Source organism: Spongiibacter sp. UBA1325 (assembly GCF_002306875.1).
GTDB lineage: Bacteria > Pseudomonadota > Gammaproteobacteria > Pseudomonadales > Spongiibacteraceae > Spongiibacter > Spongiibacter marinus.
In genome coordinates this window covers 185,360-209,313 of sequence record NZ_DBTD01000006.1, presented here as the reverse complement: position 1 = coordinate 209,313, position 23,954 = coordinate 185,360, and the positions used below count along the sequence as shown (strand labels likewise).

Genomic DNA, 23,954 nt, shown 5'->3' with positions numbered 1-23,954 from the left:
GGCAATTACAAAACGGTTATTTTCAACGGCAAGCACACCCTATGAGACGTTCGAAAGAAGACGCGGAAGCCACCCGAGAGAGCCTGTTAGGCGCCGCCGAACAGATGTTTGCGGAACAGGGTATTCACAACACCCGGCTCAGCGATGTGGCAAAGGCAGTTGGCGTGACACGAGGAGCCATTTACTGGCACTTTAAAAATAAGGATGAATTGATCAGCGCAATCATTGATCGCCTGAGCACGCCACTGGAAACGGCGATGCAAGCTCTGCTCAAAGAGGCGGCCTCGGGCACCATGACCCTGGAGGCGCTGGCAGAGACCCTGGTGTTTTCTTACCAACGCTTACTGGAAGTACCGGCGGCAGAAAAAATCACCCGTTTCGCCATGCGCTACAGCCTCTGCAATGAATCGCCGGTTGTCAGCGCCCAGCTCACTCGAAATCGAGACCAAAATATCGCCCGGCTAACGCAGATTATCGGTTACGCGCAGCAGCACGAGCTTGTGCGCAAGGATCGCAGCGCCCGCCAATTGGCACTTTATATTCGCGCGCACATTATGGGCATCTATCATCAACACCTGTCCTCATCGGAGCTTTACCCCAATGGACTCGAGGATATTCGCTTGTCGATCACCCTGCTGTTCGAAGGCCTGAAAGCCGACGCGTAATGTCTCGCGCCGGGGCCTGTTATGCCTTCTCAGAGGGCGCCGCAGCCTCCAGGCTCAATGGTAAACTGATAGTGAAAATACTGCCCTCGCCCGGGGTTGAAGAAACGGCAATTTCACCGTCGAGTTGTTGGCGAACGATACTGTAAACCAGATGCAAGCCGAGTCCAGCGCTCGCCGCATTGGAGCCGCGACGGGTAGTAAAGAACGGCTCAAAGATACGCTCGCGCACCGCATCTGCCATCCCCTGACCATCATCACTGAAGCGCAATACAACGGCTTGCTCCGCGCGCTCCACCGATAGGGTAATTCTCCCCTGCTGCCCCGCAACAAACGCGTGACTCAGCGCATTGTTCATCAAGTTGACGATAACCTGAGTCAATCCTCCCGGGACCGTTTCGATATAGATGTCGCGGGGGCACTCGAACTTCACGTCGTGTCCTGCGCGACGATAACTCGGAGACAGGTGCAGCAACACATCGTGAAGGTAGTCATGCAAGTTAATTTGCCGGCGATCCTCGGAGGACTGGTCCACAGACACCTGCTTAAAACTGCCTATCAAATTTCCGGCACGCTGCAGGTTATCCAGCACCATGGTTGCCGCTTCATTCATGCGCAGTAAAATGGCATTGCGACGCTGCTTGTCCGCTTCGTCAGGCACCAGCTCTGTAAAGGCCTCAAGTCGCTCCAGGTCGGCCTTAAATGTGGACTGCGCGGTGATGGCAATACCGATGGGGGTATTCAATTCATGAGCAAAACCGGCAACCATGCCGCCCAGCGCCGCCAGTTTTTCTGCCTCGACCAGCTGCCCTTGCGCATCGCGCAACTGTTTGACGGTTTCCGCCAGCTCGCGCCCGGATTCATCAGAGTGATACTTGGCCCCGGTCAACACCAGCAGCGACATCCCCAACAATCCAACAAACAATAACCCGGTGGCCAACACCCCCCAGGGCATCACCGAACGGCTGTCGACCAAGAATTGCTGATTGCCACTGATCTCGAGACGCCAGGTTTGATCGGCGAAGCCCAGCTCCCACACACGCCGAAATATCTCGCCTTTGCCATCACTCTCGCGGCCATCTGCGGCAAAAAGCAGCTGGGGCTTGCTTTCAGCACTCAATAGCCGCAGGGAAATACCCTGCAAACTCTCGCCCTGTAGGGCCGCGGACATCAAATCCCCCAGGCGAAACACGCCGGCAACATAGCCTTCCAACGCCCCATTTTTTATCACCGGGAAATAGACAACCTCGCCCAGCTGTTGCCCCCGCTCTTGTATCAAGCGTATCGGCGCTGTCGCCGAGGGCTCACCACTGGTGGCGGCCTTCATTAAGGCATTGCGGGCAATCGGATTAGAGCTGATATCGTAGCCATAGGCACGGCGGTTGTTGCTTAGCGGTTGTATATAGCGAATCACCACATAACTTTCGCGGCGCGACGCCCGCATCCGCGTGCCATTGCGATCGACCTCCGTAAACACCACGGGCTCGCCAAGCTCCTGGCTCATTAGGCGCTCGAGCTCACCCCTTTCTGAATGAGCTATCACCCGATTCCAGGCAATACCCTGGAAGCCAGGGTTGCGCTGCAAGGCCCCCTGAACAAAACGCCTGAAGTCCTCCGGCGTCACCTCAGATGACGACACAAAGAACGCCTGCGCCGCGTACAAGCTCTCAAAATAACTGTTCAACACCGCATCGCTACGCTGATACAGCTGCCCTGCGTGTCGCTCAAAGGCCGCTTCCTGACGAGCCAGCTCCCAACGGCTGGCAAATATATATAAAAGAACAATGACAACAGATGCCAATAACTGCACCCAAGGGAGCACACGGTTTCGACTTCGCCAAATTCCTCTGGGCTGGGCTCGGTAGACAAATATCAACGGGGCCACCAGCATCACCCCGAGGCCGTCCCCCACCCACCAGGTAAACCAGTTGTAGGGGATGTTTCCTGCCGCTAACGCGCCAGCCTGCCACAGTGCCGCAGTGCCCACACTGGCGTTGAGCATGCTGCCACCGCCGCACACCAACACAATAAACTTCAGCACATCGCTACTGGTATCCAGGGTGATGGGGTAACCAATGAAGCGGCGCAACAAATACACCGACACCACTGCCTGCAAGGCGGCACCCAGCGCGATAATAAAAGGCAGCTGGGCGGACGCTGCCCACGCCGCTATGCCTTCCCCCCACGCCAGAGCCCCGTAGCTATTTACCGCGAACGAGCCCAGCGCGACGGCAGGCCAAAATCGGTAGCCGTGCAGGAGTATCACCACCAGCGCAATACCCGCCGAGGGCCAAATCGCCGCGGCATACCCAGGCGGGATCGCCAGCAACAATGCCAACCGCCCAGCTAGAAAATAGCCGAGCGCCGTGAGCACGAAGACCTGCAGCGACGCTTTAGATATCTGCATTAGATGTCCGCACGTTGAGCGCTCAGACGCATGATTGACCTTCCTCCTACCGCGCACGCGGCAATGCCGCTGGCGCCGAGCTTTCGCCCACCACAAACCGTTAATACAACCGTAGTCTAGAGAAAAGCCCCCAGCGAACTAATAGGTAAATTCGCTTAAAACACCCTCGGGGGTATCGACATCGAGGATCGACGCCATCAGCCAAATGAATTAGGCCATAATGAAAATTTATAACAAATTGAAGCAATTAGCTTAAATTAGCGCACCGCGGTTTTATCGCTTCTTGGCGCTCAATGTAATATGCTATGCCGCTTTTACAAAACGCAACACCAAACCAAAATCAACAATGGATCTTTAAAGATGCTCTTAGGAATTCCAAAAGAACTCGCCTCTGGGGAGAATCGAGTTGCGATCATTCCGAGCGACGCCAAGAAATTGGTCCGCGCGGGAGCCGCAGTTCAGATTGAAGCGGGGCTCGGCTTGGGCAGCGGTTTTAGCGATCAGGAATACGTCGATGCCGGCGCAACCGTTGTCGCAGACCGCAATGCGGTACTCTCTTCAGCAGACGTTGTCTTGCGCATTAGCAAGCCCTCTATTGAAGAAATCAAGCAACTCAAAGCCGGCTGCATTCACGTCAGCTATCTGGACCCTTTCAACGAGCACGAGCTGATTAAGGCCTTCCGCGACCAGCAAGTGACGGCGATCAGCATGGAAATGATTCCACGCAGCACGCGCTCACAAAAAATGGACGCGCTCAGCTCCCAGGCCAGCCTGGCTGGTTATGTGATGGTGCTGCTGGCAACCACTAAACTGCCACGTATCCTGCCAATGATGATGACGCCAGCCGGTACATTGAAGCCCGCTACCGTATTCATCATCGGTGCCGGTGTTGCCGGTCTGCAAGCCATTGCCACCGCAAAACGCCTGGGCGCCAAAGTCGTTGCCTTTGATACCCGCGACGTCGTTGCCGAGCAAGTTCGCTCGCTGGGCGGCAAGTTCCTCGAGATCGACCTCGGTGAAACCGGGCAAACCAAAGATGGTTATGCCGTCGAGCTCACTGAAGAGCAGCGTCAACTGCAGCTCGAAGGTCAGAAGAAACAGATTGCCGAGTCCGACATCGTTATCACCACTGCCCAGGTATTCGGGCGCAAGCCGCCTGTACTGGTCACCAAAGACATGGTTGCTGGCATGAAACCCGGCAGCGTGATTGTCGATATGGCCGCGGAAACCGGCGGTAACGTCGAGGGCTCTGTAGCCGGCGAAACCGTTGAAGTGGACGGCGTAACAATCATTGGTAACGGCAACTGGGCTAACTACGTTAGCCGCGACGCCAGCCAAATGTACTCATCCAACCTTTTCAACTTGGTTGACGAAGGCTGGGATAAAGAAAAACAAGCGATGGTTATCGACTTCGAAAACGACATTCTGCAGGGCTGTGTGATTACTCACAGCGGCGAAATCGTTAACGACACCATCAAAAACCTGATTAAGTAGGAGACAAAGATGGAAATTGTATTTCTTGCTTTCATCTTGATGCTGTCGATATTTCTCGGCTTCGAGCTGATCAACAAAGTACCCGCAACGCTGCACACTCCGCTGATGTCGGGCTCAAACGCTATTTCCGGGATCACCCTGGTCGGTGCACTGACCTCAGCTGGTGCCGAGCACACTCAGCTGGCAACCATTCTTGGTACTGCCGCTGTCGCGTTTGCCACCATCAACGTTATCGGCGGCTATATGGTTACCGACCGTATGCTTGCCATGTTTAAGAAAAAAGAGGACGCATAAACCATGGGTACTGAATTGCTGGTCAATCTGTCCTATGTGGCAGCGGCCGTACTGTTTATTTTTGGCCTTAAAATGCTGGGCTCACCCGCCACGGCACGTAAAGGTAACCTTGTATCAGCGGTAGGTATGTTTATCGCTGTGGTCGTCACCCTGCTCGACCAAAGCATTATCGATTACAAGTGGATCGCCGTTGGTATCGCCGTTGGCGGTATTATCGGCGCCGTTGTTGCGCGCTCTGTCGCCATGACGTCAATGCCTGAGATGGTTGCGCTGTTTAACGGCTTTGGCGGTATCGCCAGTTTGCTGGTTGGCTGGGCCGCTCTGTACGGTATGGACGCCAGCACCTTCCAAATGATTACGATCGTTCTGTCGATCCTGATCGGTGGCATCACTTTCACTGGCTCTTTGATTGCCTACGGCAAGCTGAGCGAGAGAATGCCTGGGCGCCCACTGGTATTTGCTGGCCAGCGCTTTTTCAACATCGCGCTGATTGTTGCCATCATTGCTTGCTCAGTATTGTTTGCCATGAATCCCGACGTAAGCCTTTACCTCTACTTGGTAATTGGCCTGTCGTGTTTGCTGGGTGTCATGCTGGTAATCCCCATCGGCGGTGCCGATATGCCAGTGGTTATCTCCCTGCTTAACAGCTACTCGGGCCTTGCGGCCTGTGCCGCGGGTTTCGCGATCAACAACATCATCCTGATCGTTGCCGGTTCGCTGGTTGGCGCAAGCGGTATCATCCTGACTCAAATCATGTGTAAAGCCATGAACCGTTCACTGAGCAATGTATTGTTCAGCGGCTTCAGTGCGGTTGCAGGTGGTGGTGGCGCTGCCAAAATTGAAGGCGAAGCCAAGGCCATGTCAGCAGACGATGCCTACTACGTTCTGGAAGCCGCTTCTAGCGTGGTGATTGTTCCCGGTTACGGTATGGCCGTTGCGCAAGCCCAACACGTGGTAAAAGAGCTTCAAGAGATTCTGGAAAAGAACGGCGCGGAAGTGGTTTACGCCATTCACCCCGTTGCCGGTCGTATGCCTGGCCACATGAACGTGCTGCTGGCCGAGGCGGATGTCTCTTACGACTTGCTTCTTGAAATGGACGCCGTTAACCCACGTATGGAAACCTTCGATGTTGCCATCGTTATCGGTGCGAACGACGTGGTTAACCCCGCTGCTCGCGAGATGGAAGGTAGCCCGATCTACGGCATGCCTGTTATCAACGTCGACATGGCGCGCAACGTATTTGTTATGAAGCGTTCTATGGCTTCCGGTTTTGCCGGCATCGACAACCCACTGTTCTTCAAAGAGAACACGCGGATGTTGTTCGGCGACGCCAAAGAAATGCTGAGCAATATCATCAAAGCCTTCAGCTAAGTTCTGCAGCAATGAAAAAAGGGCGACTGCTTAGCAGTCGCCCTTTTTTTATACCCTCATTACCGCCATTACAATAATTGCGAACTAGGGCCTGTTAACACTAACTGCCCTCTAGCGTTTGCTTTAGGTCAGGCAGAACCTCATTGAGCATTTCGCGCAGCGCAACTAACTTCTCTAGCGATACCCCTGACGACTGCAACAGCTCCCACGGCACACAGGCGCAGCGGTCTCGCAATGCCCGTCCCGCCAGGGTGAGGTGCACCATCACCTGCCGCTCGTCCTGACCATCGCGCTGACGGCTAATATACCCCTGCTGCTCCAAACGCTTAAGTAATGGCGTCAAGGTATTGGTATTGAGTATTGCCCGGCGACTAATCGTTTTGACGGGGCACGGCGCCTCCTCCCACAGGATCATCAATACGATGTACTGGGGGTAAGTAATACCCAGCGGCTCCAGGCGGTCTTTGTACAAACGCGTCACTAAACGCGAAGCCGCATACAGCGGGAAGCACAACTGATTGTCGAGCTTTAGCTCCTCGGGCATGCTTTCCTGAAAGCCGGTGTCGTCGGACATCTTCTACCTCGTTAGGCCTGTAGCGCAGCTTCAATATCGGCCTCTAGCTGCTCGGGCTTTGTTGTTGGGGAATAACGCTTAATGGGCTGCCCATCTTTACCCACCAAGAACTTAGTAAAGTTCCATTTTACTGCATTCGTCAAAGTGCCAGGAGCCGCCTTTTTCAAATAAGCGAATAATGGGTGCGCGCCCTTACCATTGACCTCGATTTTCTCGGTAATGGGAAAACTCACACCGTAATTGATGAGGCAGTTGCCCTGAATTGCCTCAGAATCCCCCGGCTCCTGGTTGGCAAATTGGTTACACGGCGAACCAATAATCACCAAGCCCTTATCTGCATATTTATCATAGAGCGCCTGCAAGCCTTCATATTGCGGGGTTAAACCGCACTTACTGGCGGTATTCACCACCAAGACAACCTTGCCCGCGTAATCGGCCAGGTTCATTTCTTTGCCCTGCAGGCTATTAATTGTGAAATCGTAAAGACTACTCATAATCTTACCTTCCTCGCATAAGGGGCTACGCTTATACATAGCCTAAAAATCAAACAACAACTCGATTATATCGCGCGCGACATAATTTGCCAGTAAAATTAAAGTTTCGCGATTACGCGCCGTTATCATGACTGGCGACTGCCGATAATCCCTTAACGCAACCAGGCCCCGGTATGGTGATCATTAATCCTACCCACAACACTCAGCCCGCTGCCCTTCTGCGGCCTGCAGGCCCTGCCCCGGTGCTCGCGCCGGACCGAGTGATGAATGCGGTCGTGCTGGGAGAACGCGCTCAGCACCTATACGAGCTTGCGTCGGGCAGTTTGCGGATGATGGCCGAAAGTCAGACGCCGCTGAGAAAAGGCGAGCAACTCCAGCTTCAGGTCGTCGGCCGGGACGCGCAACAGCGCCCGGAGCTGCGAATTATGCAGCGCGGCGACGTGAATATCGCGCCCATTCTTCGCGACCGCCTGCCGCAGCAACAGGGCTTGAACCAGTTAATGGCCACCCTAAGCCAGCTCAGCCAGCAGCTGTCCCCGTCAGTGCAAAAGTTATTGGCGCCCGTACTGGCCAGCATTCCCCATCGCAAACAACTCAGCGACGGTGAGCGCGTTAAAACAGCGCTGCAAAATAGCGGCCAGTTTTTTGAGGCCAAGCTGCTAAAAAATGCACCGAGAAACCTCGATTTCAAAGCCGCACTATTGAAGCTCGCCGCGCAGCTCGACCAGCAGGCTGCCGCGCCGCCGAAAGCGCCACTTGCCAAGAACTACCCGCTGCCAACAGCTACTATTGCAGGCAAGGCAACTGGCGACACTGCAAGCCCCCAGCCCGGAGCAAACACCGCCCCCAAGGCAGCCCCGCCCCCCCTTTCAGTGCCAGGCGCGCCAATACCGCGCAATGAGGGTAACCGCGCCTACCAGGGCACGCTGAGCGCGAGCAAAACGGCCGACTTACCCGGGCAGCTTTCCCCCCAGCCACGAACCCCACCCAGCGCCGCTAACCAGCACGAAGTCACGCAGCAGGGGCTGCTTCGCGACGTTCGCGGCGCGCTGGCCCGGCTGGATGTGCAGCAGCTAGTGCAACTGCAAACCGGCCGAGAGGCCACGGGAGTGGTGGAACTGCCGATCAAGGACCACGACGGCATCGATATCTGGCAGTTTCAGTTTCAGCCCCCCAGGCAGCGAGACGCAGGCGAAACGCCCCAGCACCCGCATGCCCCCGGAGACGACAATCAACAACGCGGCTGGGCCCTGAACTTGTGCTTTGACCTTCCCGGCCTCGGGGCGATGAAAGTGACGCTCGCAGAAGTAAACCAACAACTCGAGATACGTTTCACCGCCAGCAATGCCGAAACTCTGGCGCTGTTAAACCGGCATCAGCATGTACTCAGAGAACAATTACAAAACCAGGAAGTGCCCGTTGCCGATATTGTTTGCCAGTGCGGAAACCCAAGCGCCTCAGGTAGCCGTTCGTTCGTGTCATCTCTACTGGATGACCACGCATGAGCACACAGGATAATCACGGCAGTATCGCCGTTTCCCTGCATTACGACGGCAGCAATGCCCCCACTGTCAGCGCCAAAGGCGAAGGCAGCGTCGCGGCGAAGATTCTTGCGTTAGCGGAGGAAAATGATGTTCCCATCTACCAAGATACACAGCTCTTGCAGCTGCTTAGCAGAGTGGATTTAGATAGCGAAGTGCCGCCATTTATGTACGTGGCCGTGGCGGAAATCATCGCCTTTGCCTACCGCCTGAAAGGACAAGTACCGAAGGATTACTACTACCGTCACGACAGCGGGACGGTCTATCAGGCAGAGGATGACAGCGAACGCGAGCCTTAGCGCGTACTGCGCATGGCTGCAATTAACTCGGCTTCGGAGCGGCTCACACCACAGCGCTCGATCAATGCCTGAACATCGAGCCCTTGGTCGGCCATGCGAATCGCCTGTTGGTAAAAGCGCGGATCGCGCTTTTCGCTTTCGATCTGCTGCTGGCGGTGCCCCACTAACTCTAAATATTCTTCCAGCGCCAATACCCGCTCACCGAGAACCGACAGTGCACTGGCCTGGTCATCGATTTTACGCTGCAGGCCGCCGATCTCCTCACGTAAAGCCAGCTCAATATGTTCGGCCTTGGAGCGCCGCCCCTGCCACAGGTAAAGCAGAATGGCCGCACCAGCCACGCTCATTAAAATGCCTAACACCGTCAGGTCATCCAGCTGACTAAACCAGGCGACCAACATTGCTTGTGGGGCTTCTTGCATTGCGACCTCCGCGTCCTATGCTGCCAGCCAGTCGCCGAGGCGGCTTTTTAATCGCACGACTGCCTGACTATGGATTTGGCAGACACGCGACTCGCTCACTTCCAAGACCTCACCAATTTCTTTCAAGTTCAGGCCCTTGTCGTAATACAGCGCCATGACCAGCTTCTCTCGCTCTGGCAGCGCGTCAATCTGAGACGCCAAGGCGCGCTGCAAGCCTTCATCTTCAAGGTCGCGCAACGGGTTTTCATCCAGCTCGGCATCGGCGCTGAATTCCTGGCCGCCCTCCCCGGCTTGCTCCAGGCTAAACAAGCGTACGCCAGACGTATCGCGCAGCAGCTCATGGTATTCGTTAATATCAACGCCCATCTCTGCGGCAATATCGGCGGCCTGGGCTTCGCGCCCCAGTTTGGCTTCGGCGCGCGTCACCGCCGCTGACAGTTCGCGTAATTGGCGGCTTACCGAGCGCGGCGCCCAGGCGCCCTGGCGCATTTGATCGATCATCGCGCCGCGAATGCGAATACTCGCATAGGTTTCGAAACTCGCCCCCTGCCCCGCTTGAAAATGACTGGCGGCTTCAAGCAAGCCAATCATCCCCGCCTGGATCAGGTCATCGACCTCCACACTGGCTGGCAGGCGGCTGACAAGGTGATAGGCGATGCGCTTTACCAACGGCGCATGACGCGTCACTAACTCGTCGCGATTGCCCACCTGCACATCGAGGTAAGCAGCGTGGCCACTCACACGGCAACTCCTCTCAGAGCCTCGGGCTGCATCATTCTATCGACGAAGAATTCCAGGTTGCCACTGGGACCGTTTGGCATGGGCCATTTATCGACGGTTTCCGCAAGTTTGCGAAAGGCCAGTGAGGCATCGGCACCCGGATATAGCTCACTCACTGCCTGCTGCTTGGCATCCGCCTTCACCAGAAAACGGTCTCGGGGGATGAAGCCCGCGTATTCAAGTGTGACATCCAGAAAGCGTTGCGCCACTTCGTTGAGGCGCTCGAAGCCGTCGCGTGCCTGATCGTGGCTATCCACCATGTTACGCAGCACTTTGAAGCGCTTGATGCCCGCGTCGCGGCTCATCACTTTAATCAACGCATAGGCATCAGCCATCGACGTGAGTTCGTCAGTCACCACAACCAACACATACTGGCTGGCCTGGCTAAAGGTAATCACACTGTCGGAAATACCCGCCGCGGTATCGACAACCAATACGTCGTAGTCATCGTTCAAGCCGCTGAGCGCTCGGACAATGGCACCGTGCTGGTCGCTGCCCAGCTCAGCCATTTTCTTAATGCCCGAGGCCGCAGGAATAATGGATATGCCGCTGGGTCCCGGCATCAAAATATCCTGAATATCGCACTGGCCTTCCAGCACATGGGAAAGATTCCACTTGGGCCGCAAGCCGAGCATGATGTCTACATTCGCCAAGCCCAGGTCGGCATCCATCAGTAACACGCGGCGGTTGCGCCGTGCCAGTTGGCAAGCCAGGTTAACGGAAACATTGGTTTTTCCCACACCGCCCTTTCCGCTACTTACTGCAATTACTTTTACTGGGTTCATGTTTTGTCCTTGTTGTGTCACTGAGGCCTAGGCAGCACTGAGGCAATGTCCAAAGCCTGCCCTAGCAACTATAGCTTGAACATCGGTATTTACCCGAGTCATGCCTGCACACCAATATGCTGAGCGCGACCGCTATCAGCGACCTGGCGGCGCGCTGGCGGGGTAAAGCTCATCGCCATTTTCATGGCCATATTCACCAACTTGCCCGCATCGGCAACACAGAGGTTTTGCGGCACTTTCGGCCCATTGGTACACCACACCGCCGGCAGGCGGTGCTGAATCAGGTTCGACAGTAATCCGCCCAGTCGCATTGCCTCATCGATACGGCTAATCACCACCCCCGCTAAATTGAAGCGACTGTAGGCATCGATAATTTCACTTTGAACATAGGCTTCCACATCGGCAGGCAGCGTCAGGTAACAATGGGCGCCACCGAGTCCTGCAAGTAATTTTTCGAGTTCGTCCAGGCCCTCGTGGTCGCGAAAGGACAGCCCAGCGGTATCAATCAATACCAGCGACTTCTTCTGCAACACCCGAAATGTTCGCGCCGCTTCTTGCGGGCTGTCTGCACTGTGAACCGGAATTTGTAAAATTCGACCGTAGGCGCGCAGCTGCTCCTGAGCGCCTACGCGACCACTGTCGGTGGTTAAAATAGCGATATCATCACGGCCGTGCTGCATCACGTGCTGAGCCGCCAACTTCGCAATCGTGGTGGTCTTGCCCGCGCCCTGGGGGCCCAACAGGCAAATGGCGCCGGTGCGCGGCGGCTCGCTAATAGGCAGCTGGCGCACCAGCAGCATTTTTAGCATTTCTCGCTGCACCGCCTCGCTTTCATCGCTGGGTAATTCACGCTGCAGGCTCTCAGCAATGCTGGGGTCGATGTCCATGGCCGACAGCATTTGGTGGCTCGACTTCTGGGCCGGCTGCTTGGCGGTTAGCTGCTGCCAATTGTTGTCCTTGAGCTGGCTCATCAGCATCGATTTCATGGCGGCCAGCTCTTGTTTCAAGTCGTGCAACTCATCATTCTGCGACCACGCCAATTGCGGCCCGGAAGCGCCGCTCACTGCCTCCTGGCGAGCGGCGGGTGCGGGGCTCTCGGCCTGTTCGCGACGTGAGCGCAAGGCATCTAACGCGGTTCGTTCTTTGTCGGCATCAGTCGCGGTCGGCAGCGACGGTTCACCTTCCCAGCTCACCACCAGCTCCACACCGCCGGCCACGGACTGGCAGTCGAGGATTACCGCATCGGGGCCATGCGCCGCGCGAATCATCCGCATGGCCTGTTCACTGTCTGCTGCCCGATATTTTTTAACGTTCATCTACCGCTCCCGCTGAGCTAACACCTTTTAGGTCAGTCGCGCCTGCTGTCCGATCGTCGATAGCAGGTGAACCTCTTTACTGTCTGGCACCTCGTTGTACGACAGCACGTGAAGTGCCGGTACACTCCGTCGCGTAAAGCGCGACAACCATGCCCGAATCGAGGGTGATACCAATACCACCGAGGGCTGACCGGCCAGTTCCTGACGATTGCTGAATTCCGCCAACTCGCGTTGAATCCGCTCGGCAATGCCGGGTTCCAAACCAATGGCGCCAGCGCCACCTCTCACCATATCCTGCAACATCTGTTCCAGATCCGCGTCCAGCGCCACAACGGGCAATTCTTCCTCTAAGCCATTGATTTCCTGGACAATCATCCGCCCAAGCGAGACCCGAACTCCCTCCAATAATTCGTCAGGATTTTTGCTACGCGGCGCTTGCTCCGCCAAAGATTCGGCGATCAGGCGAATACTGCGAATCGATACGTTCTCTTTCAGGAGGTTTTGCAACACCTTCACAACCACGCTAAGTGGCAGTTGCTGGGGAACCAGCGATTCAACCAATTTAGGATCGCTGCTCGCCAGACGGTCGAGCAGTTGCTGAACTTCCTCGTGCCCCAGTAGCTCGTGAGCGTGTTGCTTCACCACCTGGCTGAGGTGCGTCGCCACCACGGTACAGGGGTCGACAACGGTATAGCCGAGCGTCTGCGCCTGATCGCGCTGGCTGGGGTCAATCCATATTGCATCCATACCGAAGGCGGGGTCTTTGGTTGGCATGCCGGTTAATCCGGGCTGAGCACCACCGGGGTTTATCGCCAATTCCTTGCCCACTTGTATTTCGCCCTGGGCGACGCTGTCACCGAGCAATTGCACGCGGTAGCTGCCCGGTGAAAGCTCCAGGTTGTCGCGAATGTGAACCGGCTGAACCAAGAAACCCAGGTCCTTGGATAGCTTTTTGCGCACCCCGGTAATGCGGGTGATCAGCTCACCGCCTTGGTTTCGGTCAACCAGAGGAATAAGGCGATAGCCCACTTCCAGGCTCACCACATCCATCTGCGTCACCTCATCCCAGTTCAGCTCGCTGGGCTCCTGTGCCTCAGGCGCAGGTTCAGTATCGGGAAGCTCCTCCACCACCGCCGGTTTTTTGGCGCGCTGGGCAATTAACCAGCCTGCGCCGCCGCAGGTACCGGCCAGCAGCAAAAACACCACATTAGGCATGCCGGGAATGATGCCAATCATGCCCAGCACCGCTGCAGACAGGTAGAGCACTTCGGGCTTGGCCGCCATTTGCCCGACGACTTGCTCACCCATATTTTGCGGCCGGGAAATACGCGTCACGATGATCGCAACAGCGGTCGACAGCAGCAGCGAGGGCAACTGCGCGACGAGGCCGTCACCGATGGTCAGCAGGGTGTAGTTATGCATCGCTTGGGAGAAGCTCAGGTCGTGCTGGCCAACGCCCACCCCCAAGCCGCCGATCACGTTAATAAATAGAATCAGGATCCCGGCGACCGCATCGCCGCGAACGAACTTACTGGCACCGTCCATGGAACCGTAGAAGTCAGCTTCCGTTCGCACTTCCTCGCGGCGAATGCTGGCCTCTTCTTGGCTGAGAATACCGGCGTTCAAATCGGAATCGATGGCCATTTGTTTTCCCGGCATGGCATCGAGGGTAAAGCGCGCCGTCACTTCAGACACCCGGCCGGCACCCTTGGTCACGACGACAAAGTTGATCACCACCAGAATGATAAATACCACCATCCCGACCACGTAATTGCCGCCAATAACGAACTCGCCAAAGGACTCAATCACTTTGCCAGCGGCCCCAGGCCCAGTGTGCCCCTCGAGCAATACCACACGGGTAGATGCCACATTGAGGGCCAGTCTCAGCAGCGTTGCCAACAGCAACACCGTTGGGAACACCGAGAAATCAATCGGCCGCTCGATGTAAATGACCGCCAGAATAATGACCAGTGACAAGGCGATATTGAAGGTAAACAGCAAGTCCAGCAGGAACGGCGGCATGGGAATAACCAACATGGCCAAGCAGGCCATCATCAGTGCCAACACGCCGATTCCGCTACTTGCGATGCCCTGTGCCCAGTTGGGCATGGTCAGTTGTTGAGTCGCCATCACATACTCTCGATTATCGGTTGATCACTGCCCTAGAGCAGATCCTTTAAATACACATCATCTATTTCAGGCTCGGGCGCCACAGGGTATTCACCACCCATGGTCTGCCAGCTGCGCAGTTGATAGACGTAGGTCAATATTTGCGCGACCGCCAAATACAGCCCGGCAGGAATTTCTGCATCCAGCTCTGTACTGGCGAATACCGCCCGCGCTAATCGCGGTGATTCCACGATGGTTACCGCATTGTCCTTGGCCAGTTCGCGAATTCGCGCGGCGACCTGATCGGCGCCTTTGGCCACCAACACCGGCGCGGAAGAGCGGGCTTCGTCGTAGCGCAGCGCCACAGCAAAGTGGGTTGGGTTGGTAATGACCACGTCGGCGGTTGGCACCTTCTCCATCATGCGCTGACGCGCGGCGGCCTGCTGCATCTCCCGCAGCTTGGCTTTCACTTCCGGGCGGCCATCTGACTCTTTGTGCTCATCGCGAACTTCCTGGCGCGTCATGCGCAGTTCCTTCTTGTAATTCCATAGCTGCCAGGGCACATCGATCGCGGCGATAACCACCAGGGGCAAACTGACAATAAGAAAGAACCAGTCCAGCAAGGCCGCACTGTTAGCAATACTCTGCCGAGGGTCTTGCAAACCCAGGCCGAGAATATCCTCGGCCATGAATTGCAGCACTAAGAAGGCGGCCAGACCGATAAAGGCCATTTTGGCAATAGACTTCACCAACTCGCCCAGGCTGCGCACGGAAAACAGCTTGCCCAGCCCCTTGATCGGGTCGAGGCGATCGAACTTGAAACTCAGGTTGAAGGTCCAGCCGCCCAGCACCACATTAGCGATAATGGCCGCCAACAGGGTCGCCAACATCAGCGGCCAGATCGACAGCAGCCCATGCACCAACAACCCGTACAGTTGGCTGGGAAGGCTTTCCGTGGGGCTGAGCAAAAACGACGGTGAGAAGCTACCGCGCATAATGCCCTGCATGGACTGCGCCAGTTGCCCTCCTGTGGCAATCAGCATGAGCGCGCCGGCCATGGTGACCATCATCGTGGCTAATTCCTTGGAGCGGGCAACCTGGCCTTTTTTGCGGGCATCGGCCAGTTTCTTGGCGGAGGCCTCTTCTGTGCGTTCTTGTCCGTCCTGATTCTCTGCCATGTCAGCCCCCTATAAACAGTGACAGCTGGGCCAGCGCGCGATCGAGCAACTGGCTGAGAACCGGAAGTAAATTCGGGATTAATTGATCGACAATCAGGTAGCCCATAAGCATGGCCAACGGGAAACCCACGGCAAACAAGTTGAGGGTCGGCGCTGCACGGCTGATCACGCCGACGGCAACCTGTACAACCAGCAGGGCAATGACCGCAGGGATAGACACGCGCACCGCCGCCGAAAACAACTCGCTGCCCCACTGGTAGACAACGCTTAGCGACTCCGGCGAAACCAGGCGACCACCTGCGGGCCAGATCTCAAAGCTGCGTGCCAACAAGCTGATCAGGTCCAGGTGACCTTCCAGCGCAACAAACAACAGCATGCAGATGATCAGCAAATACTGGGACAGCACCGGCACCTGAATACCGCGTTGCGGGTCGACCATCATCGCAAAACCCAGGCCCATGCCGTTGGCGATCAATTGCCCAGCCAAAATAATGCCGTCGAAAACCAACTGCACAATAAAGCCAATGCACAGGCCTATCAGCAACTCGTTGCTCAGTATCAGCATGCCCTCAATACTGAGAATATTAATCGCTGGCATCGGCGGTAATACCGGCAGCAGCAACATGCATAGCACCACGCAGAACAGTGCCTTAGCGCGATTGGGAATGTAGGAAGCGCTAAACAGCGGCGCGGTGAGCATAACGCCACTCACCCGCGCAAATGGCAGCCACAGGCTGGCCATCCACGATAGTATTTGCGCCTCGCTGACCGCAATCATCGCGCGTTCATCCCACTAAGACCGGGATCATTTCAAACAGCTGGCGGGTGTAATCGAGCAAGTGCCGCAGCATCCACGGGCTGGTTATCCCCAACACCGCCACCAGCACCACCAGCTTCGGGATAAAACTCAGGGTCATATCCTGAATTTGTGTCGCCGCCTGAAACATACCGATCAACAGGCCGGCCGCCAGGGCTGCCAGCAACAATGGCGCCGCCAACAGCACGGTGATATTCATGCTCTGGCGACCCAATTCAATAACCGTATCGGGATTCATAGGCACCTCACCGGAAGAAACTGGCTGCCAGCGAACCCATAATCAGGCTCCAGCCATCGACCAGGACAAACAACATGATTTTGAAAGGCAGCGAAATCATCATCGGCGACAACATCATCATCCCCATCGACATCAGCACGCTGGCGACAACTAAGTCGATAACAACGAAGGGAATGAACACCAGGAAGCCAATTTGAAACGCCGTTTTTAGCTCGCTGGTTAAAAACGCCGCCATCAACACCGTGAAGGGCACGTCCTCGGGCTGTTGATACGCCTCGTGGCCGGCAATCGCTGCAAAGCGTGCGATGTCATCTTCGCGAGTCTGGCTGAGCATGAATTCGCGAAATGGCGCAAAGCCCTGTGTGACCGCTTCCTGAAACGGCATTTCTTCGGCGATGTAGGGGCCGATCGCCTGGGTATAGGCAACTTCGCCCACCGGATACATGATGAACAAGGTAAGAAACAGTGCGAGACTTAACAGCACTTGATTAGACGGCGTTTGCCCGGTGCCCAGCGCCTGACGCAAAATCGACAACACGATCATGATGCGAGTAAAGGCCGTCATTCCCAGCAATAGCGCCGGCAACATGGTCAGCGCCGTCATTATCGCCAGCAACTGCAGCGACACGCTGTACTCCTGCCCGCCTGCCGCATTGGGCGTGCTATTCACCGCCGACAGAGACAGGGGGTCTGACGCCAAGGCCAGCGAGGGGATTGTCAGAGCAAGGAGGAGTAACAGGGGCTTAAGGCGCATGGCTGAAACCCTCGCGAAGATGGCCCGCTTTTTCTTTGAACAGCGCGGCGAAGTCCTTGCTTTTCTCCGCTTCCGGCAGCTCCGCCGTCGGCCAGCTGTGTAAGGTTTGCATTGACGAGGGCGTACACCCCACCAGCAAACTCTGATCGCCCACCTGCACAACCAACAGCTTTTCCTTTACGCCAAGGGGGATTTGCGACACCACAGCAATACCACTTAACTTGGGCGCCTGTGCGGCGCGCAAACGGCGCAAAAACCACATCCCCGCTATTAGCAGGGCCGCCATCAACATCAGGCTGCCCAGCAACCCAATCACGTCTTCACCGCCGGCGATGGGCAAATTTACCGCGGCTGGCGCCTGAGTCTCCTCAGCCCAAACCGGCGTTGCGAGCGCGACGGGAAGCAGGAGGGCGCGGATCATGACGCAGCCTCCTCCTCATCATCCTGCCCGAGCACCTCAGTCAGCATGATGCCAAATTTCTCTTTGACGACGACGATCTCACCACGCGCCACCAAGGTGCCATTTACCAGCACGTCCAAGGGGGTGCCGGCCGCCCGATCCAGTTCGATAATCGCGCCTTGATTGAGCGCTTTGATATCCCGAATGCTCATGCGCGTCCGGCCGACTTCCACCGATACATCCACATTGACGTCGAGGATTTTGTCCAGATTCAAATCGTTTGCCATAGTCCTTTCCTACCCTTCCTGCATCGGTTTCTTGGCGCAGGCAGAACCTGTAATCTGCACGGCCAGTTGACCTTGGTGACTGCCAAAATGCCCTTTCAATAGCGCCTGCCCGGCCACGCAGAGCAGCACATCCTCGGCACTGACCAGCGGGATCACATCGCCTTTCTTAAGGTTTGCAACACGCTGGAGGCTCAACTGCGTTTTGGGAAGCTGGGCAACCAGCTCAACCGGCGCTTCCTCCACCCGCTGCGAAAGACGGCTGCGCCACTCTTCACTGGCGGGCTTCTTGCCTGTGGATGCGCCGCTGTCTGCCAGGCTGTCGCGTACGGCATCAATGGCGCTCCAGGGCACCACCGACCACAGCCCGCCGGTAAATTCGCCAATGGAAACCTCGAATCGTGTCGCGACCAGTGAGTCCGCTTCGTTAAAGCCTTCGAGTAAGCGCGGGTCGGTACACTGGCTGGACACCGCGGGGGCAGACTTCATCACCGACTTCCACGCCACCGCGATATCCGGTAGCAATGCGCCGACCAGAATTTCCATAAAGCTGATTTCGGATGTGGAAAACTGCTCCCGCGCGGCATCGGCTTCGCCGCCATGACCGCCGAAATAGCGATCCACCAGGTTAAAGACCAGCTCCGACTCAAAGGCAATCAATAAGTCGCTGCTCAGCGGCATACCCGAGATCAATGAAATGCTGCAGGGCGCGGGTAGCGTGTTTTGCAGCTCGTCGAATTTCATCACCGTAATGCGATCGGTGCGAATGCTCTCAACGCTGCTAACAAACTCTCGCACACGCTCAACCGCCGCGTTGCCAAATTGGGATTGAATGAGCGACAAGGTGGGGATCAGGCGCTGAACGGCGTAATCCTGTCGCGCGAGGTTGTATTTGCCGTCGTCGCTCGCCTTTGGCTCTTCGTCCATCAGCGCTTCGAGTTCTTCGGGGTCCAGTACACCGCTCATGGCAGCGCCCTCACTGCATCACAAATTTGGTGAAATACACATCTTCAATGCCGCCCTTGCCGGTTTCCGCTTCGAGCACACTGTTGATGGTCGCCACTGTCTTGGCCTGTATTTCCTTGCGGCCTTCGAGGCTGTTAATCATTTCCTTCGTCAAACTGCTGAACATCATGATGAGTTCGTGGCGAATGCGAACTTCGTAGTCTTCAAGTTTTGAGATTACTTCTTCATCGCGGCTCATAACCTCAACGTCTACCTGCAAGAAGCGCGTAGACCGCTCATTAAAGAGATTGACCACAAATGAAGGTGACAGGCTGTGAATGATCGGCGCCTTCACGGCCGGTGCGGCAGCTTCTGCCTCTGCAGCAGGTTCATTACTGCCGCGCATCACAAACCACGTTCCCCCTGCGGTTGCCGCCAGCAGCACAACGACCAAGCCAATCAATACGAATTTGTTTTTAAACATTGTGTTTTGCCCTTCTCTCTCACCGGTGAGATGCCAAAAAACCAACGAATACACGTCGCGTAGAGAGAAAATTGCAAAGGCTATGCCAGATATTTTTTTGCTTTTATTTCATAAGGTTAAGTCAACTTCAGGCCCTCGCGCCAAGAATTTGGCAGGCCAACGGCCGCCCATTGGCGGCAAGTGAAGAGAAGGCGTTCAGACAGGTCGGCGCCTGTCTACACCGTAGCGGTGGCGACAGGCGCGAGAAAATTCTCCAGCGCTAGCATTCACTACGCTGGGGAGTGCTAAGTCGGAATTAACTATGCCGGGGTTAGCTACGCATAGTCATCTACCGCCGAATCCCCTCTTGGGGCTCCTCTAGGCGCGCTGTCTTCTCGGCTGGCCTCTGGCTCACTAGCGGGCTCCGCATCGCCGGAGAAATGCACCACGCCGCGCTGAGCGCGGTCAGAAAACTGCTGACTTTGCTGCTGTTGCTGTGCGTCGGCCCAAGCGGATTGGTGACTCACCTTGACCTCTTCCAGGCGCATGCCCTGTTGTTCCATTGCCTGAGTTAACCGCGGCATCAAACGTTCGATCAACTCGCTGGTTTCGCTGTGCTGAGCTTGGAACTGCACCGACGCCTTGTCGCCCTGCATACTCAACTGCACGTGAATGCCTCCCAGCTCTTCCGGGTTCAGCTGCAGTTGTGCGGTTTGCGTTCCGGTACTGCCCATCCACTGTATGCGCGATGCCACCGCTTGGCTCCACGCGGGGTCGTCAATGGGGTTTTGACTAATGGTGAACTGAACGGCCGCCCGATCAACTGGCGGCGCTGGTCGGATAGTTAACTGTCGCGTTAGATCTGCAAACTCCAGGCTGTCGGCACCCGCATCGACACTCGCTACCTCAATGGCCGGTGGCGCGCTGGCGATACGCGGCGTCACCGGCGCATTCACTATGGGCGCCGACGCCATTGACGCTGCAGCATGTTGAGCAGCCGGGTCCGCAGCTATGGCAGCACTGGGTATTTGCGGCTTGGCCTGCAATGCACCGGGCGATGGACTAACCGGCGTACTGGGCGAGATACTTGCTGCATCGACCACTGGCGCCTCTATGTTCTGCGCAACAGGACGCTGGCTGCGAATTGCTTCAGCCACCGCGCCAAAAGAGGATAACTGCGGCGGCAGCACACTGCTGCTCTGCGGCAACGATTGGCCGAATAGCGGCAAGGGCTGGCCGCCCTCACCACCATCGGTCTTCAGTAAATCAGACGACTGAACTAATTCATCCTGAGGGCTCGGCAGCTCGGCCTCGTCATCCGCCAATCGCGCCAGCGCCTGAGCGGACAAATGGTCGAAACTAATCCCGTCAATCGGCGCGTCAGGCGTTTGTTGCGCGGCTAGTAAATCGCTGAAAGCCGCTAGCGGCGAGGCGTCGCCGTCGCTCAGAGGCAGGCCCTCCAGGTCCGGCGATGTTCCCGCAGCAGATGGGGTAAGTGATGCAAAAATGGCCTGTACAGTATTCATATTTTCATCCCATTTTGTCCGATAGCCCTGCGCGGAAACGTCCCGCATGGCGTCGACACAGCGATAATGGCGGCTGCCAAGTTATCGTCACTGAGTGGATTACAGCAATTGATGTGCCAATGCGGACTTTCGGCATACCGCGCACAATGGCTCCGCAAAGCGATTGGTCGGCGTGAGTATCAAAGCCCGAGCAAGGGGTAGGATAGAGGGAATAATAGTAAGGCTGACTGGCCCGTTCAGATTAGGCGTGACGCTGGCGCCACACGAAGCGTTGCGATGACAGCTCGTCACTCTCTCGCTGCTCGCGAGCATCCTGTTCTCGACGCTCGACGCGCTTATAACGCTCCAGCAGCTGCTCCATGCTCATACTGTGTTGGCGCGCGGTCATCCATTGTTGGCGTATGTCGTCGAGCTGCGCGGCGCAGCGCGCCACTGTATCGCTCTGCTGACGAATGGCCTGCGCCAGGCGGGAGAGAAACAGGCGGCTTTCCTGGAGATGCTTAAGGTCACAGTGACGACTTTCCGTCGAGCGACGGTAATCGTCGTAATACTGCTGTAGCTCGGTCAATTTATCTCGCTGTTGCTGATGCTGCTGTTGAACCGCGGCATAGCGCTGCGCCACTTCCTGCTCTTCGCGCTCGGCAAATTCCTGCACGGGCTTGAGGCGTTGTGACTTCTTGGCATGACTCATAGCGAACGTCCCCGGTTACCGGCGCAGTGCACTATTGAACGATAGTGTCCTGCATATTGCTGTCATCATTGAAGGTGACAATTTCAGCGAGTTTATCGAGGGATTGGTCAAAGCCCTCCGACTCATCAAAATCCTGCTGCAAAAACGCCTGTATGCGTGGCCACAGCGCTATTGCCTGATCGACTCGACTGTCGGTACCACGCTGGTAGGCACCTATGCTAATCAGGTCGCGATTTTGCTGGTACAGCGAAATCAGCTGCCGCAGCTGACGCACCATCGACTGATGAGCCTTGTCGGTAATGTCGTTCATCGCGCGGCTAACCGAACGCTCTACATCAATCGCGGGAAAATGCCCCGCATCCGCCAAACTTCGGGACAGCACAATGTGTCCATCCAAAATTGCCCGGGCAGAATCGACGATAGGGTCGTTTTGATCATCCCCTTCTGCCAACACGGTATAAAACGCCGTGATGGAGCCCCCCCCCTCTCGACCATTGCCTGCCCGTTCTACCAGGGCAGGCAAGCGAGCAAACACCGATGGCGGGTAGCCCTTTGTAGCTGGCGGCTCTCCGGTCGCCAGGGCAATTTCCCTCTGAGCTTGCGCGAAGCGCGTTAGCGAATCCATCAGTAATAACACCTGCTTACCCTGGTCGCGAAAGTGTTCGGCCACCGCACTGGCGAGCCACGCTGCCCGCAAACGCATCAGCGGCGGGTGGTCGGCAGGTGTTGCGATCACCACGGCTTTGCGCATTTCATCGCCGCCGAGAATATTGTCGATAAAATCCTTCACTTCGCGCCCGCGCTCACCAATCAGGGCAACCACCACCACATCGGCATTGGTGTAACGCGTCATCATTCCCAGCAGCACACTCTTACCCACACCACTGCCGGCAAACAGACCCAGTCGCTGCCCCTGCCCCACGGTAAGCATGGCGTTTATCGCTCGCACACCGACATCCAGGGGCTGGTGTATGGGGCGTCTGACCAGTGGATTGATCGGGGGAGAATTTAGCGGGCGCTGCTGCTTGCAGCGCAGCGGGCCGCGACCGTCCAGCGGTTCGCCGGCGCCGTCGATCACCCTGCCCAACAGGCCATCACCGACGGCGATGTTGGAGCTTTTACGAATCGGCCTCACCCGGGCGTGGGGCATCACCCCGCGGAGTTCGCCGGTGGGCATTAGCAACAGATGATCGCTGGCAAAGCCAACCACTTCGGTTTCCAGCCACTGGCCGTCGAGGGTCTCCACCTCGCAATAGGCACCGATAGCGGCCTTGCAGCCTTCGGCCTCTAGCAAAGTGCCAACAATACGCCGCAACTGACCCTCAGCCGCGGGTTCGGTGTCTTCAATGTGATGTAAGCGCTCGCGCAAGCCACGCAGTTGCGAGACCAGAGCGTGTTGTGTTTCGGCTTTAGTTTTGACCAGATTCATCAACGAGTACCTGTTCAAGCAAGGCCTGCAAGCGCTTGTCGGTGCGCTGATCCACCTGCGAGGTTCGGCTTTTGATCACGCAGCCGCCACGGCGAATATCAGCATCTTCGCTAATGTCCCAAGCAGCTGCGAGTGGCTCGGCAACGGCCGCGTGGTCCCTGAGCAGCTGCGCATCCGCGGGGTGCAGTTGCAGCTGAATATGTCCCTCTGCCGAGGGCAGCATGGCAACAGCACGCTCTACCGCCAGGGTTACAATCTCGGGATCAGCGTCGATCTCTTTCGCAATCAGCGCCTGCGCCAACTCCTGGGCCAGCAATATGAGCTCTTGTTGCACCTCGCCCTCTAGCCAGGCCTGCGCCTCGCGCAGCGCCGCCATTGCCAACTGCAGTTGTTGGCTCTGTTCAGCGAGCAGCGTACGCGCTTCGGCCTCACCCTTGGCAAAGCCTTCCTGTCGCGCTTGCTCACGCAGCGCGGCCAGCTCGTCAACGACCTCATCGGCGAGCGCCGCTGGCGCGTCAGTCGCTGGGGCCGGCCGACTACGATTGCTGGCGCCACCGCGCATTTCAGGTAGCTGCCAACTGTTGGCTGGTCGCGTTGTCTGGTCGACTGGTGGCTCAGCCACCGGCGTCTCGACGTCTCTGGGAATAAATTGCTGGAAGCCCGCTGTCACCGTTCCACCTC

The 23,954-nt window shown here is 56.7% G+C and carries 26 protein-coding genes; 6 read left to right on the top strand and 20 right to left on the bottom strand.

The features are described from left to right. Positions 1-41 precede the first annotated feature (41 nt). The gene (locus B3K78_RS06790) at positions 42-665 is read left to right on the top strand and encodes a TetR family transcriptional regulator (protein ID WP_286694837.1); all 624 of its coding nucleotides are present in this window, start codon (positions 42-44) and stop codon (positions 663-665) included. A 19-nt stretch (positions 666-684) separates the two neighbouring features. Here the strand turns inward: B3K78_RS06790 and B3K78_RS06785 are convergent, their stop codons facing one another. Further along, positions 685-3,069 carry a CHASE domain-containing protein gene (locus B3K78_RS06785; RefSeq protein WP_286694836.1) on the bottom strand — a complete coding sequence of 795 codons (2,385 nt, stop codon included), beginning with the start codon at positions 3,067-3,069 and terminating at the stop codon, positions 685-687. A 360-nt stretch (positions 3,070-3,429) separates the two neighbouring features. Between B3K78_RS06785 and B3K78_RS06780 the strand changes: the two genes are divergently transcribed. The 3 genes from B3K78_RS06780 to B3K78_RS06770 are packed head-to-tail and all read left to right on the top strand — an operon-like array spanning position 3,430 to position 6,228. Beyond that, positions 3,430-4,563, top strand: a complete 1,134-nt coding sequence (locus tag B3K78_RS06780) for an NAD(P) transhydrogenase subunit alpha (RefSeq protein ID WP_027872857.1) — start codon at positions 3,430-3,432, stop codon at positions 4,561-4,563. A 9-nt stretch (positions 4,564-4,572) separates the two neighbouring features. Beyond that, the gene (locus B3K78_RS06775) at positions 4,573-4,857 is read left to right on the top strand and encodes an NAD(P) transhydrogenase subunit alpha part 2 (protein ID WP_204996991.1); all 285 of its coding nucleotides are present in this window, start codon (positions 4,573-4,575) and stop codon (positions 4,855-4,857) included. Positions 4,858-4,860: 3 nt separating this feature from the next. Next, positions 4,861-6,228, top strand: a complete 1,368-nt coding sequence (locus B3K78_RS06770; RefSeq protein ID WP_286694835.1) for an NAD(P)(+) transhydrogenase (Re/Si-specific) subunit beta — start codon at positions 4,861-4,863, stop codon at positions 6,226-6,228. A gap of 100 nt (positions 6,229-6,328) precedes the next feature. Here the strand turns inward: B3K78_RS06770 and B3K78_RS06765 are convergent, their stop codons facing one another. Both B3K78_RS06765 and B3K78_RS06760 read right to left on the bottom strand, forming a co-directional pair. Further along, positions 6,329-6,802: a MarR family winged helix-turn-helix transcriptional regulator gene (locus tag B3K78_RS06765; protein WP_286694834.1), complete on the bottom strand. Its 474-nt coding sequence runs from the start codon at positions 6,800-6,802 to the stop codon at positions 6,329-6,331. Positions 6,803-6,813: 11 nt separating this feature from the next. After that, positions 6,814-7,296 (bottom strand): glutathione peroxidase, encoded by a 483-nt coding sequence (locus tag B3K78_RS06760; RefSeq protein WP_204997067.1) that lies wholly within the window; start codon positions 7,294-7,296, stop codon positions 6,814-6,816. A gap of 263 nt (positions 7,297-7,559) precedes the next feature. Between B3K78_RS06760 and B3K78_RS06755 the strand changes: the two genes are divergently transcribed. Next, positions 7,560-8,801 (top strand): flagellar hook-length control protein FliK, encoded by a 1,242-nt coding sequence (locus tag B3K78_RS06755; protein ID WP_286694833.1) that lies wholly within the window; start codon positions 7,560-7,562, stop codon positions 8,799-8,801. Further along, a complete protein-coding gene (locus B3K78_RS06750) occupies positions 8,798-9,136 on the top strand; it encodes an EscU/YscU/HrcU family type III secretion system export apparatus switch protein (RefSeq protein ID WP_286694832.1) in 339 nt (112 codons plus the stop codon). Before B3K78_RS06755 ends, B3K78_RS06750 begins: the two co-directional genes overlap by 4 nt. Here the strand turns inward: B3K78_RS06750 and B3K78_RS06745 are convergent. The 17 genes from B3K78_RS06745 to B3K78_RS06665 form a co-directional block, all read right to left on the bottom strand. Continuing rightward, complete coding sequence (locus tag B3K78_RS06745; RefSeq protein WP_286694831.1) at positions 9,133-9,558, bottom strand: DUF2802 domain-containing protein; 426 nt, start codon at positions 9,556-9,558, stop codon at positions 9,133-9,135. The two genes, B3K78_RS06750 and B3K78_RS06745, sit on opposite strands and share 4 nt — an antisense overlap. 15 nt (positions 9,559-9,573) lie before the next feature. Continuing rightward, positions 9,574-10,299: an RNA polymerase sigma factor FliA gene (locus tag B3K78_RS06740; RefSeq protein WP_286694830.1), complete on the bottom strand. Its 726-nt coding sequence runs from the start codon at positions 10,297-10,299 to the stop codon at positions 9,574-9,576. Continuing rightward, the gene (locus tag B3K78_RS06735; protein ID WP_286694829.1) at positions 10,296-11,123 is read right to left on the bottom strand and encodes a MinD/ParA family protein; all 828 of its coding nucleotides are present in this window, start codon (positions 11,121-11,123) and stop codon (positions 10,296-10,298) included. Before B3K78_RS06735 ends, B3K78_RS06740 begins: the two co-directional genes overlap by 4 nt. Positions 11,124-11,221: 98 nt before the next feature. Further along, on the bottom strand, positions 11,222-12,439 hold the full coding sequence (gene flhF, locus B3K78_RS06730; protein WP_286694828.1) for a flagellar biosynthesis GTPase FlhF: 1,218 nt from the start codon (positions 12,437-12,439) through the stop codon (positions 11,222-11,224). A gap of 27 nt (positions 12,440-12,466) precedes the next feature. Beyond that, positions 12,467-14,569 carry a flagellar biosynthesis protein FlhA gene (gene flhA, locus B3K78_RS06725; protein ID WP_204996982.1) on the bottom strand — a complete coding sequence of 701 codons (2,103 nt, stop codon included), beginning with the start codon at positions 14,567-14,569 and terminating at the stop codon, positions 12,467-12,469. A gap of 32 nt (positions 14,570-14,601) precedes the next feature. Then, entirely contained in the window at positions 14,602-15,726 is a 1,125-nt protein-coding gene (gene flhB / locus B3K78_RS06720; protein WP_286694827.1) for a flagellar biosynthesis protein FlhB, read from the bottom strand. Between the two features lies 1 nt (position 15,727). After that, entirely contained in the window at positions 15,728-16,504 is a 777-nt protein-coding gene (gene fliR / locus B3K78_RS06715) for a flagellar biosynthetic protein FliR (protein ID WP_286694826.1), read from the bottom strand. 7 nt (positions 16,505-16,511) lie between these two features. Beyond that, positions 16,512-16,781, bottom strand: a complete 270-nt coding sequence (gene fliQ / locus B3K78_RS06710; protein WP_286694825.1) for a flagellar biosynthesis protein FliQ — start codon at positions 16,779-16,781, stop codon at positions 16,512-16,514. A gap of 7 nt (positions 16,782-16,788) precedes the next feature. Then, a complete protein-coding gene (gene fliP / locus B3K78_RS06705; protein WP_286694824.1) occupies positions 16,789-17,535 on the bottom strand; it encodes a flagellar type III secretion system pore protein FliP in 747 nt (248 codons plus the stop codon). Further along, complete coding sequence (gene fliO, locus B3K78_RS06700) at positions 17,525-17,956, bottom strand: flagellar biosynthetic protein FliO (protein ID WP_286694823.1); 432 nt, start codon at positions 17,954-17,956, stop codon at positions 17,525-17,527. The genes fliP and fliO overlap by 11 nt, the downstream gene beginning before the upstream one ends. Beyond that, positions 17,953-18,222 carry a flagellar motor switch protein FliN gene (fliN, locus tag B3K78_RS06695; protein ID WP_051170889.1) on the bottom strand — a complete coding sequence of 90 codons (270 nt, stop codon included), beginning with the start codon at positions 18,220-18,222 and terminating at the stop codon, positions 17,953-17,955. The genes fliO and fliN overlap by 4 nt, the downstream gene beginning before the upstream one ends. Positions 18,223-18,231: 9 nt before the next feature. Further along, entirely contained in the window at positions 18,232-19,185 is a 954-nt protein-coding gene (locus B3K78_RS06690; RefSeq protein ID WP_286694822.1) for a flagellar motor switch protein FliM, read from the bottom strand. Between the two features lie 10 nt (positions 19,186-19,195). Next, the gene (locus B3K78_RS06685) at positions 19,196-19,648 is read right to left on the bottom strand and encodes a flagellar basal body-associated FliL family protein (RefSeq protein WP_204996976.1); all 453 of its coding nucleotides are present in this window, start codon (positions 19,646-19,648) and stop codon (positions 19,196-19,198) included. Between the two features lie 314 nt (positions 19,649-19,962). Continuing rightward, positions 19,963-21,153 (bottom strand): flagellar hook-length control protein FliK, encoded by a 1,191-nt coding sequence (locus B3K78_RS06680; RefSeq protein ID WP_286694821.1) that lies wholly within the window; start codon positions 21,151-21,153, stop codon positions 19,963-19,965. A 241-nt stretch (positions 21,154-21,394) separates the two neighbouring features. Then, complete coding sequence (gene fliJ, locus B3K78_RS06675; RefSeq protein WP_204996974.1) at positions 21,395-21,844, bottom strand: flagellar export protein FliJ; 450 nt, start codon at positions 21,842-21,844, stop codon at positions 21,395-21,397. Between the two features lie 31 nt (positions 21,845-21,875). Next, on the bottom strand, positions 21,876-23,273 hold the full coding sequence (gene fliI / locus B3K78_RS06670; protein ID WP_286694820.1) for a flagellar protein export ATPase FliI: 1,398 nt from the start codon (positions 23,271-23,273) through the stop codon (positions 21,876-21,878). Beyond that, positions 23,254-23,943 (bottom strand): FliH/SctL family protein, encoded by a 690-nt coding sequence (locus B3K78_RS06665; RefSeq protein WP_286694819.1) that lies wholly within the window; start codon positions 23,941-23,943, stop codon positions 23,254-23,256. The genes fliI and B3K78_RS06665 overlap by 20 nt, the downstream gene beginning before the upstream one ends. Between the last annotated feature and the right edge of the window lie 11 nt (positions 23,944-23,954).

Excerpts from the sequence above, each read along its gene's own strand:
- B3K78_RS06790 (WP_286694837.1), top strand. The coding sequence starts at position 42 with ATGAGACGTTCGAAAGAAGACGCGGAAGCCACCCGAGAGAGCCTGTTA.
- B3K78_RS06785 (WP_286694836.1), bottom strand. The coding sequence starts at position 3,069 with ATGCAGATATCTAAAGCGTCGCTGCAGGTCTTCGTGCTCACGGCGCTC.
- B3K78_RS06780 (WP_027872857.1), top strand. The coding sequence starts at position 3,430 with ATGCTCTTAGGAATTCCAAAAGAACTCGCCTCTGGGGAGAATCGAGTT.
- B3K78_RS06775 (WP_204996991.1), top strand. The coding sequence starts at position 4,573 with ATGGAAATTGTATTTCTTGCTTTCATCTTGATGCTGTCGATATTTCTC.
- B3K78_RS06770 (WP_286694835.1), top strand. The coding sequence starts at position 4,861 with ATGGGTACTGAATTGCTGGTCAATCTGTCCTATGTGGCAGCGGCCGTA.
- B3K78_RS06765 (WP_286694834.1), bottom strand. The coding sequence starts at position 6,802 with ATGTCCGACGACACCGGCTTTCAGGAAAGCATGCCCGAGGAGCTAAAG.
- B3K78_RS06760 (WP_204997067.1), bottom strand. The coding sequence starts at position 7,296 with ATGAGTAGTCTTTACGATTTCACAATTAATAGCCTGCAGGGCAAAGAA.
- B3K78_RS06755 (WP_286694833.1), top strand. The coding sequence starts at position 7,560 with ATGAATGCGGTCGTGCTGGGAGAACGCGCTCAGCACCTATACGAGCTT.
- B3K78_RS06750 (WP_286694832.1), top strand. The coding sequence starts at position 8,798 with ATGAGCACACAGGATAATCACGGCAGTATCGCCGTTTCCCTGCATTAC.
- B3K78_RS06745 (WP_286694831.1), bottom strand. The coding sequence starts at position 9,558 with ATGCAAGAAGCCCCACAAGCAATGTTGGTCGCCTGGTTTAGTCAGCTG.
- B3K78_RS06735 (WP_286694829.1), bottom strand. The coding sequence starts at position 11,123 with ATGAACCCAGTAAAAGTAATTGCAGTAAGTAGCGGAAAGGGCGGTGTG.
- flhF (WP_286694828.1), bottom strand. The coding sequence starts at position 12,439 with ATGAACGTTAAAAAATATCGGGCAGCAGACAGTGAACAGGCCATGCGG.
- flhA (WP_204996982.1), bottom strand. The coding sequence starts at position 14,569 with ATGGCGACTCAACAACTGACCATGCCCAACTGGGCACAGGGCATCGCA.
- flhB (WP_286694827.1), bottom strand. The coding sequence starts at position 15,726 with ATGGCAGAGAATCAGGACGGACAAGAACGCACAGAAGAGGCCTCCGCC.
- fliR (WP_286694826.1), bottom strand. The coding sequence starts at position 16,504 with ATGATTGCGGTCAGCGAGGCGCAAATACTATCGTGGATGGCCAGCCTG.
- fliQ (WP_286694825.1), bottom strand. The coding sequence starts at position 16,781 with ATGAATCCCGATACGGTTATTGAATTGGGTCGCCAGAGCATGAATATC.
- fliP (WP_286694824.1), bottom strand. The coding sequence starts at position 17,535 with ATGCGCCTTAAGCCCCTGTTACTCCTCCTTGCTCTGACAATCCCCTCG.
- fliO (WP_286694823.1), bottom strand. The coding sequence starts at position 17,956 with ATGATCCGCGCCCTCCTGCTTCCCGTCGCGCTCGCAACGCCGGTTTGG.
- fliN (WP_051170889.1), bottom strand. The coding sequence starts at position 18,222 with ATGGCAAACGATTTGAATCTGGACAAAATCCTCGACGTCAATGTGGAT.
- B3K78_RS06690 (WP_286694822.1), bottom strand. The coding sequence starts at position 19,185 with ATGAGCGGTGTACTGGACCCCGAAGAACTCGAAGCGCTGATGGACGAA.
- B3K78_RS06685 (WP_204996976.1), bottom strand. The coding sequence starts at position 19,648 with ATGTTTAAAAACAAATTCGTATTGATTGGCTTGGTCGTTGTGCTGCTG.
- B3K78_RS06680 (WP_286694821.1), bottom strand. The coding sequence starts at position 21,153 with ATGAATACTGTACAGGCCATTTTTGCATCACTTACCCCATCTGCTGCG.
- fliJ (WP_204996974.1), bottom strand. The coding sequence starts at position 21,844 with ATGAGTCATGCCAAGAAGTCACAACGCCTCAAGCCCGTGCAGGAATTT.
- fliI (WP_286694820.1), bottom strand. The coding sequence starts at position 23,273 with ATGAATCTGGTCAAAACTAAAGCCGAAACACAACACGCTCTGGTCTCG.